11 protein-coding genes are annotated in these 10488 nt (G+C 49.5%); 4 read left to right on the forward strand and 7 right to left on the reverse strand.

Annotated elements, in window-relative coordinates:
• Position 1: 1 nt before the first annotated feature.
• Genes H8D24_02755 through ung form a run of 3 tightly spaced genes read left to right on the forward strand, consistent with a single transcriptional unit; the run spans position 2 to position 2822 of the window.
• Positions 2-1900, forward strand: coding sequence for an ATP-binding cassette domain-containing protein (locus H8D24_02755; GenBank protein ID MBC8519311.1), 1899 nt, complete (start codon positions 2-4; stop codon positions 1898-1900).
• Positions 1900-2133 carry a SlyX family protein gene (locus tag H8D24_02760; protein ID MBC8519312.1) on the forward strand — a complete coding sequence of 78 codons (234 nt, stop codon included), beginning with the start codon at positions 1900-1902 and terminating at the stop codon, positions 2131-2133. Before H8D24_02755 ends, H8D24_02760 begins: the two co-directional genes overlap by 1 nt.
• Positions 2134-2135: 2 nt before the next feature.
• Positions 2136-2822: a uracil-DNA glycosylase gene (gene ung, locus H8D24_02765; GenBank protein ID MBC8519313.1), complete on the forward strand. Its 687-nt coding sequence runs from the start codon at positions 2136-2138 to the stop codon at positions 2820-2822.
• A gap of 12 nt (positions 2823-2834) precedes the next feature.
• On the opposite strand, the gene H8D24_02770 is transcribed toward ung, so the two are convergent.
• From H8D24_02770 to H8D24_02800, 7 genes are all read right to left on the reverse strand, one after another.
• Positions 2835-3569 (reverse strand): hypothetical protein, encoded by a 735-nt coding sequence (locus H8D24_02770; protein MBC8519314.1) that lies wholly within the window; start codon positions 3567-3569, stop codon positions 2835-2837.
• On the reverse strand, positions 3569-4189 hold the full coding sequence (locus tag H8D24_02775) for a MotA/TolQ/ExbB proton channel family protein (protein MBC8519315.1): 621 nt from the start codon (positions 4187-4189) through the stop codon (positions 3569-3571). Before H8D24_02775 ends, H8D24_02770 begins: the two co-directional genes overlap by 1 nt.
• A gap of 52 nt (positions 4190-4241) precedes the next feature.
• A complete protein-coding gene (locus H8D24_02780) occupies positions 4242-6134 on the reverse strand; it encodes an ATP-binding cassette domain-containing protein (GenBank protein MBC8519316.1) in 1893 nt (630 codons plus the stop codon).
• 161 nt (positions 6135-6295) lie between these two features.
• Complete coding sequence (locus H8D24_02785) at positions 6296-6760, reverse strand: hypothetical protein (protein ID MBC8519317.1); 465 nt, start codon at positions 6758-6760, stop codon at positions 6296-6298.
• A gap of 14 nt (positions 6761-6774) precedes the next feature.
• Positions 6775-7455 (reverse strand): SCO family protein, encoded by a 681-nt coding sequence (locus tag H8D24_02790; GenBank protein MBC8519318.1) that lies wholly within the window; start codon positions 7453-7455, stop codon positions 6775-6777.
• Positions 7456-7514: 59 nt separating this feature from the next.
• On the reverse strand, positions 7515-7991 hold the full coding sequence (locus H8D24_02795; GenBank protein ID MBC8519319.1) for a copper chaperone PCu(A)C: 477 nt from the start codon (positions 7989-7991) through the stop codon (positions 7515-7517).
• A 139-nt stretch (positions 7992-8130) separates the two neighbouring features.
• Entirely contained in the window at positions 8131-8481 is a 351-nt protein-coding gene (locus tag H8D24_02800; GenBank protein ID MBC8519320.1) for a hypothetical protein, read from the reverse strand.
• A gap of 173 nt (positions 8482-8654) precedes the next feature.
• On the opposite strand from H8D24_02800, the gene H8D24_02805 reads away from it, so the two are divergent.
• The coding region (locus H8D24_02805; protein ID MBC8519321.1) for an RNB domain-containing ribonuclease at positions 8655-10488 on the forward strand (1834 nt) is incomplete at its 3' end.

The raw sequence follows: 10488 nt of genomic DNA on the forward strand, positions 1-10488 counted from the left end.
AGTGGCTCTGGTTCAACTAAAGGATATCCAGCTCGCCTATGGTGATCTACCCCTGCTCGACCATGCCAACCTGATTATTGAGCGTGGTGAACGTCTCTGCCTGGTTGGACGAAACGGAACTGGAAAATCAACTCTGCTAAAGGTTATTTCCGGAGATGCCACCGCAGAAGATGGCACAACAGAGATTGGTTCAACAAAAATATCACGTCTCAAACAAGAGGTCCCCAAAGATACATCCGGCACTATTTATGATGTGACAGCCCAGGGAGTGGGTAAGATGGGTGCACTTATTGCAGAGTATCATCACCTTGTTCTGCAGCTTGCTGATGATTCATCTGAAAAAGCTCTCAACATAATGGCGTCCGTTCAACAGAAAATTGAGGCCGCTCATGGCTGGTCAATTCAACAACAGATAGAGACCACTCTTTCAAAAATGGGGCTAGACCCGGAGGAGAATTTCTCAAGCCTCTCCGGAGGGATGAAAAGACGCGTACTGCTGGCGCAGGCTCTGGTGCAGAGCCCTGACCTGCTACTTCTGGATGAGCCAACCAACCATCTGGACATTGAATCAATTCAGTGGCTCGAAGAGTTTTTGCTCAATAGCCACATCACTCTGCTATTTATCACTCATGATCGCCAATTCCTGCGCAGACTTGCCACCAGAATTATTGAGCTGGACCGTGGAAACCTGACCGACTGGCCCGGCAACTATGACACCTATCTGGAAAAGAAGGAGAAGGCTCTAGAGGAGGAGGAGCGCAACAACGCCCTCTTCGACAAGAAGCTGGCTCAGGAGGAGGTCTGGATTAGACAGGGGATAAAGGCTCGCCGCACCAGAAATGAGGGGCGAGTTCGGGCCTTGAAAGCCCTGCGTCAAGAGCGTAGTGAGCGCCGCAACCGTGCCGGCAATGTCAAAATGAGTGTGCAAAAGTCAGAGGCATCCGGAAAGAAGGTAATCAGGGCAAAGAATCTGCACCACAGATATGATGGTGCACCACTGATAAACTGCCTCTCTGTCAATATTCAGCGGGGTGATCGTATAGGTATCATCGGCCCCAACGGGGTTGGAAAAAGTACCCTGCTACGTATTCTTCTTGGTGAAACCGAGCCAGACAAGGGGACCGTGCTACATGGCACCAAACTGCAGGTTGCCTACTTTGATCAGCTGAGAAACCAGCTCGATGAAAATAGATCAGTACAGGACAGTGTTGCCGATGGAAGCGACAATGTAACCATTAACGGCAACAGCAAACATGTAATCAGTTATCTGCAAGACTTCCTCTTCTCTCCACAACGAACCCGCAGCCCGGTAAGCACCCTATCCGGAGGTGAAAGAAATCGCCTGTTGTTGGCAAGACTATTCTCAAAACCATCTAATCTTCTGGTGATGGATGAGCCCACCAATGACCTTGACGTTGAGACCCTGGAGCTTCTGGAGGAGTTGCTACTGGAATACAAGGGCACACTGCTCCTGGTAAGTCATGACCGTGCCTTCCTGAATAATGTCGTAACCAGTACCCTGGTTTTTGAGGGTGATGGAGAAATTAACGAATATGTTGGTGGTTATGATGACTGGATCCGCCAGTCAAAAACGGTCAGCTCCACCGCTCAACCATCTCAACAAAAACAGGAGAAGAGGGATAACCCTCCAAAAAAATCCACCCCTGTAAAATTAAGTTACAAAGATAAACGGGAACTGGAGGCACTCCCAAAACAGATTGAATCTCTAGAGAGTGAACAGGCTACAATCCACGCAACACTGGCAGACCCCAACTTTTATCAGAGTGAAGAGGATGAAGTAAGTAAAACAACTGAACGCCTAAATGAGATTGAACAACAACTCAGCGCAATGTATGAGCGCTGGGAGATGTTGGAGGAGATGAGTGGAGAGGATAAATAATGGGTAGCGACAAGATGGATTACAACTCACTTGAGTCTCGTCTGGAGGAGATTGAGAGCAGACTCTCATTTCAGGACAACCACATCCAGGAATTAAACGACATAATCAGCAAGCTTCAATTGGAGGTGATGACCATGGCTCAGCGTCTCAGTGATTCCGAGAGACAGATCCAGGAGATCACGCCCTCACTGATAAAGTCACTCTCGGAAGAGACCCCTCCCCCTCATTACTGATCATGCCAGCTACGGAGCAGATAAAACTTGGGGAGAGCTGGAAGCAGGTCCTGCTACCTGAATTTGATAAACCATACATGGTCAAGCTGCGCGAGTTTCTACTGCAGCGTAAAAGGGGTGGGCACACCATCTTCCCCCCCTCTAACAGATGGTTCAATGCGTTCGACCACACCCCTTTTAAGAGAGTAAAAGTAGTTATTATTGGGCAGGATCCATACCATGGAGATGGTCAGGCTCATGGCCTCTGCTTCTCTGTACAGCCCAAAATAAAGATCCCTCCATCTCTTGTTAATATCTATAAAGAGCTGGAATCAGACATTGGGGTTACAAACAGCACCGGAACCTTAACCAGCTGGGCTGATCAGGGGGTACTGCTACTGAATGCTGTGCTGACTGTTGAGAGCGGCAGTGCAGGTGCTCACCAGGGAAAAGGGTGGGAGACTTTTACAGATGCAGCCATTGACCACCTGAACCGCGAACGTGACCATCTGGTTTTTATTCTGTGGGGGGCATATGCGCAGAAGAAGGGGCAACGAATTGATAGAGAGCATCACCTGGTTATCCAGGCACCACACCCCTCTCCGCTCTCAGCCCATAGAGGTTTTTTTGGTAGCCGCCCATTCTCTCAGACCAACGACTATCTACTCAGCCATGGCATCAAGCCGATAGAGTGGAAAATAGAGAGCTGATAGCTCTATAGGTCAGTAACGTCTGGGAGGATAGCCACCGGTTCTACGTCTGTCTGGAGCTCTGCGTTCGTAACGCTCACGTTTCGGCTCTACCTCCACCTCTGGTGGCGTCCAGTAGAGGATACTGCCGTGCACCAGAATATCCTCACTCTTGTTGTCAAATACCTTGATTGGCTCCCAATAAGAGTAGCTCCCTTCACCCTGCACATCAGTGGTTGAACGCCACTCACACAGATAACGCTCAAACTGTCCACCCCTGTTGCAGTAGATTGTTGTGCCGTAATTAAGATCTACCTTAACTTCGGTCATGCTCATGGCTATCTCACACGGTCTACCACCACTTTTCTGTAGATCAGGATCATTATGCCACTCATACTCCTCCATGGTCATTGGGCTGTTCTTGCCATCAACCATTTTGGCCTCAACACGATGCTGGGTCATACGCATAAAACATCGGCCTGACTCATTTTTGTACAGGGTGCGTGTAGAGAGGTACCCATGCTCCTCATTATATTCGTTAAACACCATCACCTTCTGATAGAAAACATCCTCACCTGCAGTAGATTTTTCAACCGGCTTCACCTCCGAGGCAGTTGGCTGCTCTATCTCTTTTTTAATGCTCTCCTGCTCAAATTCAGATGCCTGCTTGGGCTGAATAAGAGCAATAAAGATCATGATGAACAACAGATCAAGCAGGGATGTAAGATGAACCTTGCTTCTTCTCTTGAGTGAAAGCCTCTCCATCATTACCCTAAATGAACTCTGGTAATAATATTTTTGAAATCGATACTCTCGTTAATCATGCGCTCAACCTTGGGGGCAATAAAACTCTCAACCATCATAAAGATGACTGAAAAACCGATACCCAGAATTGTTGTATCCATTGCCAACACAAATGCACTGGTCAAACGTGATGCATCAATACCGCCATCTCCGAATGCTGTGCCGGCAATTGCCAGAATTGTTCCCAAGATCCCCAACAGAGGGAAGATCTGCACCATGGTGGACATAACGCTACTAGCGCTCTCTATCAGATAGTATCTGTTGTAGAGATTTCTCTCCGAGAGTCTGGAGACATTCTCCTTGATGATTGCTGCGGCGCTCTTATCCAGCAGTATCTTGTTTGATAGATAGTGCAGGGCAGCATCAATCTTTTCATGTGACTTCTGTAGTGAGTCCTGATCCGGGGCATCCGCAAACCCTTTTAGCAGATTACTGGATACATCATGCAACCTCAGACTGTGCCGTTTTAGAGAGGATGCTATAAGAGCGATAATGCCAATCTCGACTATGGCAAGCAGATAAATCAGGGTAAAAATATTGTCAGTTACAACACTAAAAATACCCTGAACAGGGGAAACTTCCATACGCGCCTCTTATGTTGGTGTTGAGGAGAATTGGCTGATTGTACATGAATGGCTATGCAAGATCCCCATAGTGCGTGAGCAATAACTCCTCCTTATCCTCCAGCTTCTGGTCCACCTCTCTCTTCTCCTGCAAAACCTCTTTCAGCTTCTGTTTGGCGCCATCCTCATAAATCTCTGGCTGCGCCAACCTCTCCTCCAGATCAGATCTAGCCACTTCAAGCTTCTCAATCTCCTGCTCCAGCCTGGCAACCACCCTTTTTAGTGGTGCCTGCTGTTTTCTCTGTTCTGCATCAAGCCGGCGCTGCTCCTTACGATTTATGTTCTCTCTCTGGGTATCACCACCGTCACCCTCTCTTGTCGTTGCCTCCACCTGCTTCCCGGAAGAGCGCAACCACTGCCCATAATCATCCAGGTCACCCTTAAACTGCTCTGCCTCACCATCTGCAACCAGCATAAACTGATCTGCCACCCCCTCCAGCAGATAGCGATCATGAGAGACCACCACCAATGCGCCCTTAAATTCCTGAAGGGCCATAACCAGAGCATGGCGCATCTCCAGATCAAGATGGTTGGTTGGCTCATCAAGAAGCAACAGATTGGGGCGCTGACGAATTATCATGGCAAGCACCAACCTGGCCTTTTCCCCTCCCGAGAACGGGCCAACTGCCTCCATCACTCTATCATCTCTAAATCCGAAACTTCCAAGGTAATCTCTCAACTCCTGCTCGGTTGAATCAGGATGATTGCGCTGCAGATGCAGTAGTGGTGTAGCCTGCAGATCCAGTAGCTCCAGTTGATGCTGGGCAAAATAACCTGTCTGCAGATGTTTGGCCTCTGAGCGCTCACCTAGCAACAGAGTTTGTGAACTGGCCATCAACTTCATCAATGTTGATTTGCCTGCACCGTTTCTTCCCAACAGTGCAATTCTGTCTCCCGGATTGAGAGTAATCGAAAAATCATTCAATACTACAATATCACCATATCCAGCTACCGCATGGTTAATGGTAAGCATTGGGTGTGGCAGTTTCTCTGGCTGAATAAAGTGAAAATGGAATGGTGAATCAACATGAGCAGGGGCAATGGCCTCCATTCTCTCCAGTGCCTTGATTCTACTCTGCACCTGTTTTGCCTTGGTCGCCTTGGCACGAAAGCGTTCCACAAAACGATGCATGTGCTCTTTCTCCCGCTGCTGTCTCTCCCATGCAGACTGCTGCTGCGCCATCTTTTCAGCACGAACCCTCTCAAAAGCACTGTAGTTTCCGGATGTTAGCTCCATCTTCTGATGTTCTATATTAATAATTCCGCCCACTACTCGATCCAGTACATCACGATCATGCGAGATCAGTAACAGAGTTCCCGGATACTGTTTGAGCCAATCCTCCAACCAGAAAACAGCATCCAGATCCAGGTGGTTGGTAGGCTCATCAAGCAATAGAAGATCAGATCGTGCCATTAGCGCCTGCGCCAGATTAAGGCGCATACGCCACCCACCCGAGAATGACTCTACAGGCAGATTCTCCTGACTGACAACAAAACCCAACCCCTGCATAAGCCTTGCAGCACGGTTACGGGCATTAAAGCCATCAATTGCCTCCATCTGCGCAAAAAGCTCCCCCTGCCTCAGGCCATCACCACTCTGCTCTGCCACCTCAAGCTCTCTCTGCAGACGACGTAACTCATGGTCACCATCCATCACCAGATCAATGGCACTGCGCTCAAGTGACGGGGTCTCCTGAGCAACGTGGGCAATTACCCAACTCTCGGGCAGCTTCAGATCTCCATCATCGGCAGCAATCTCTCCCAGAATCAACGAAAAGAGGCTGGATTTTCCAGTCCCATTGCCTCCGGTCACTCCAACCTTCTGTCCGGGATGGATTGACATGGAGCTGTTTTCAAACAGCAGTCTGGGCCCTCGACGAATCGAGAGCGAGGAGATACGGATCATCAGAACTCAATGGATAGTTATGGTTGGCGCAATTATATGCGCATAGCGGTGGATGATCTATCTACCAACAAGAACATTAAAAATGTCGGGTTCAATCCTGTTGGGAAACTGCAGATTAAACTCCAGCTCAAATGGCCTGGTCACCACACCCCTGCGAAAAATCATTTCAGATGGATAGTCTCAAACTCGAATGGCACCTCATAAACCTTATCTCCAACCTGCACTTTCAGCAGAGCAATCCACTCCATCAACTCACGGATGCAGATAGACAAACTACCGGTCCCAGAAAAAACCCCACTCTCTTCACTCGGGTAAAGAGCATACTGAAGAAGCCCCATATACATCTCCTTCCCCTCAAACAGAACCTCTACTCTCTCTGGCTGCAACTCACTAAACGTTACTCTCAACAGGATAGACTCTGTTGGGGATGGGTTTTTTGGGCTTATCTCAAAGGTCAACTCACCCATCTCTGGCAGTAGGGCACTACACGACTGCAGATGGAGTTTGCACCCTGTTACCAGAGGCAGACGTACACCCTCTCTCTCTGTCTGCTGAGTAGAGAGATAACCAAACCCCCCCGCCATCAGCAATAGAGCTGCCGCAAACAGGCCGGTCTTACTGGACACCCTGACCAAAACAGCTAGTCCCAGGCTCGCTGAATAGTGGCAAGATCACGCACCATCACATCCGGGTTGTGGGGAGTGGAAAAAATGGCATGCATCTCCCCTTCAGGGTTAAGCAAGAATATGGATGCAGAGTGGTTGATAAGATAGGAGTCCTCCAACCCTTCAGGAACCCCCTCCTCTTCATCAACCATCAACTGCCTGCCGTTCAGATAATAGACTCGCTCGTAGATTGCGCCCATCGATCTGGACAGTTTATCCACCATATCCTGCTCACCAGTCACTCCCAAGAAAGATGGATGGTAATAGCCAGCGTACTCTTGCAGAGCATCAATAGTATCCCGTTGTGGATCAACCGAGACAAAGACCACCTTTGGCGTCTTAATCACGCTATCCGGACTCTTCTCAATAGTGCGCATCATCTCACTCAACATAAAGAGCTCGGTTGGGCAGACATCAGGACAGCGGGTATAACCAAAGAAGAATAGCGACCACTCCCCCTTTGTGTTTTCGGTTGTAAACTCTCCAAGGTCTCTCTGTTTAAGCGCAAATTCGGACAGCACCTTTGGAGGAGACAACACCATGGCGCCCTCCAGCCTCAACTGCTCTGCAGGACGGTCACATCCAGCAAGCACTATCGATAGACCAAACAACACTAACCAAAGTGGCGCCCTGTTTCTCAACAATATTCTTTTCACTATAAAATTCTCCTTGAGAACCGGCGGGAAGAAGAGACTTCCCGCCACGCTCTAAAACCTTAATGGCGCATCATCTGATGACCACCATCCTTCATCATCATACCGCCTCTACGAACCCCAGCCATAACCATCTGCTCACTTCCATCACTAAAAACAAGGGTAAGGCGAACCTGCTCACCTGCTGACGGAACCTTTTTGGGGCCAATCATCATGATATGCCAACTACCCGGTTTCAAAACAGTACTGGAGTGTGCGGCAACAGGGATATTCTGCTGCTGAACCATCTTCATCATCCCGTCAGCCATACTGGTACGGTGCATCTCTACACGCCCCAGCTCCGCAGGGCCACGCACCTCAACCAAGGCAACATCAGCTCCTCCATGATTCTCCAACGTCATAAATGCGGCCAGCGCAGGTGCATTTGGCGGTGCCGCTCTAACCCATGGATCACTGACCATAACTCCATCTGCAAAAACAGCGGAGAACGAACCAAACAAAAAGAGTGCAGCAACTGCACGCAAAAATCTTATTTTCATAATTATCTCTCAAAAAAATATCTGTAACCAGCTAGCCGTCAACGGCCAGCAAGAATGCTATCGCTCAATATCAACAAACATGACGACAGGATCATACCGCCTCCATTTCTCCCAAAATGGAGGGGCATTTAAAGAGAGATTATGCTGGTGGTGCTCGACTGAGGAAGTGGGGATAAGCGGGAGATTCCGGAGTCAATGGAATTTGCGCTACCCACCTCTCACGATCCTGCGATGGATGAGGATCAAAAAGCGAACTATAGGTGTCAATCCAGCCCGTGGCATTCGCCTGAACAATACAGGTTGGACACTCAAAATAACTGCTATCTAACTGGTTGCTGGATATCTCTTGAGCAGAATCAAAGACGACAAAAACTGTCTTGTAACCATAGGCAGTACAGATGGTTGTGGTGTAACCATCTGCAGATTCGGCATTGGCTATTTGAAAGTATGGAACAATAGAGTGAAAAAGAAAGGTAAAGACCCCAACCAACAGGAGGGACCTCTTTCTCTGATTTCTGTTAACTCTACCAGCCGCTACCATTGAATAATTTCCAGACCAAATACCAATATTGGATACCACTTGAACCTATCATGATATATATCATTCTCACAATAGTCATTGATTAAAGTCAATCAACACAAGTTACTGTATCCTACCCACAAATGACGCAGACACCCCCCAAGAGCAATGCCCTGGTCCTCTACAAAAGTGGGCCGGCTCGCATCACATCCATTACTGACAAAATTGAGATCCAGCTTCCAAACGGCAAGAACAAGCGGGTGCGTGACAAGGATATTCTACTACTCCACCCCGGCCCCATCCGTTCTCTGGCAGAACTGGATGATCCTATTGAAGGAGAGGTTGAGGAGGCGTGGGAACTGCTGGGTGATGAGACCACCACACTGAATGATCTTGGTGAGTTGATCTTTGGTGAATCCACCCCAAAAACCATCTGGGCCAGCTGGAAGATTGTTACTGATGATCTCTACTTTCATGGTGCTCCAGATGCAATCTCCGGATATTCGGCAGATAGAGTTCAACAGGAACAGAGCGACCGCAATAACAAGCAGAGAGCAAAGGATGAGAAAGCAGCTTTTCTGGAACGCCTAACCAGCAACAACCTGCTACCGGAAGACCATCAACAGTTGAGTGATGTAGAGATGGTTGCACTTGGTCGTAGCGAGGTAAGCAGAATACTGCGCGAACTGAAAAGAGAGCAACGTCCGGAGAATGGGCACCATCTCCTGCTGGAGACAGGTTACTGGGGGGAGTCACACAACCCGTATCCCCCACGCATGGGGCTGGAGACCACCCCTGCTGAGGGTGACGTCCCAGAGCTGCCTGATGAAGAGAGAGTGGACCTGACTCATCTGACCGCCTGGGCCATTGATGACGAAGGAAATCGTGACCCGGATGATGCGATCAGCCTTGATGGGGAGAGGATCTGGGTACATGTAGCAGATGTAGCTGCACTGGTAACTCCCGACAGTGAACTTGATCTTGAGGCCCGCTCCCGCGGATCAAATCTATACATTCCGGAAGGCACCCTGACAATGCTCCCACCCAGAGCAACTGAACTGCTGGGGCTCGGACTACAGGAACGGTCCCCCGCCCTCTCATTCAGCTTCACCCTCTCCGAGAGTAGCGAGATAGAGGATATTGAGATAGTCACCAGCTGGATAAAGGTGACCAGGACCACCTATGAGGATGTGGACAAGCTGATTGAGGGAGAAGAATTTGCGCCACTCTATAACAAGGCCCTACAGTATCAACAAAAGCGCGTCACCCAGGGAGCTATCCGTCTTGATCTGCCAGAGGTGAAGATTCGTGTGGTCGATGATGAGATCACCATTCCCCCGCTCCCCCGCCTGCGCAGTCGAGACTTGGTGACTGAATTTATGTTGATGGCTGGGGAGGCTGCTGCCCTCTTTTCACAGGAGCACAGCATCCCCTTCCCCTACTCCACCCAACCTCCACCAGAACCGGGCGAAAACGGAGAGCCCTGGCCTCTGCCGGAGAGTCCTTCCGAGATGTTTGGGTTCCGTCGTCGTTTTCAACGTAGTCAGTTAAAGAGCATGCCAGAGCGCCACAGCGGACTGGGGATGGAGCAGTACAGCCAGGTGACCAGCCCCCTTAGACGCTATCTTGATCTGGTTGCCCACCAACAGCTACGAGCGTGGATACAAAACAGGCCTCTGCTCGACAGTGAGGCGCTGACAGAACGGGTGGGGGCTGCAGAGGCGGTAATCGGTAATGTACGACGTGCCGAGCGCTTCTCCAACCGTCACTGGACCATGGTCTGGCTACGTCGCAATCCAGAGTGGAGTGGCGAGGGGGTGCTGGTAGATACCATGAAGCAACGTGGCACCTTCCTGATCCCGGAACTGGCACTGGAGTGCAAGGTACGCCTGAAAGAGCCGACCGAACTGAACTGTAGCGTTCAGCTAAAACTCTCCGAAGTTGATCTACCGGAGCTTACTGCCTATTTTAGAAGTT

This window comes from Candidatus Thiopontia autotrophica (genome assembly GCA_014384675.1).
In the GTDB taxonomy this organism is placed as follows: domain Bacteria; phylum Pseudomonadota; class Gammaproteobacteria.

What these genes read in the sequence shown, in the direction of transcription:
- H8D24_02770 (MBC8519314.1), bottom strand. Translation starts at nt 3,569, where the DNA reads ATGATGGAGAGGCTTTCACTCAAGAGAAGAAGCAAGGTTCATCTTACA.
- H8D24_02780 (MBC8519316.1), bottom strand. Translation starts at nt 6,134, where the DNA reads ATGATCCGTATCTCCTCGCTCTCGATTCGTCGAGGGCCCAGACTGCTG.
- H8D24_02775 (MBC8519315.1), bottom strand. Translation starts at nt 4,189, where the DNA reads ATGGAAGTTTCCCCTGTTCAGGGTATTTTTAGTGTTGTAACTGACAAT.
- ung (MBC8519313.1), top strand. Translation starts at nt 2,136, where the DNA reads ATGCCAGCTACGGAGCAGATAAAACTTGGGGAGAGCTGGAAGCAGGTC.
- H8D24_02760 (MBC8519312.1), top strand. Translation starts at nt 1,900, where the DNA reads ATGGGTAGCGACAAGATGGATTACAACTCACTTGAGTCTCGTCTGGAG.
- H8D24_02795 (MBC8519319.1), bottom strand. Translation starts at nt 7,991, where the DNA reads ATGAAAATAAGATTTTTGCGTGCAGTTGCTGCACTCTTTTTGTTTGGT.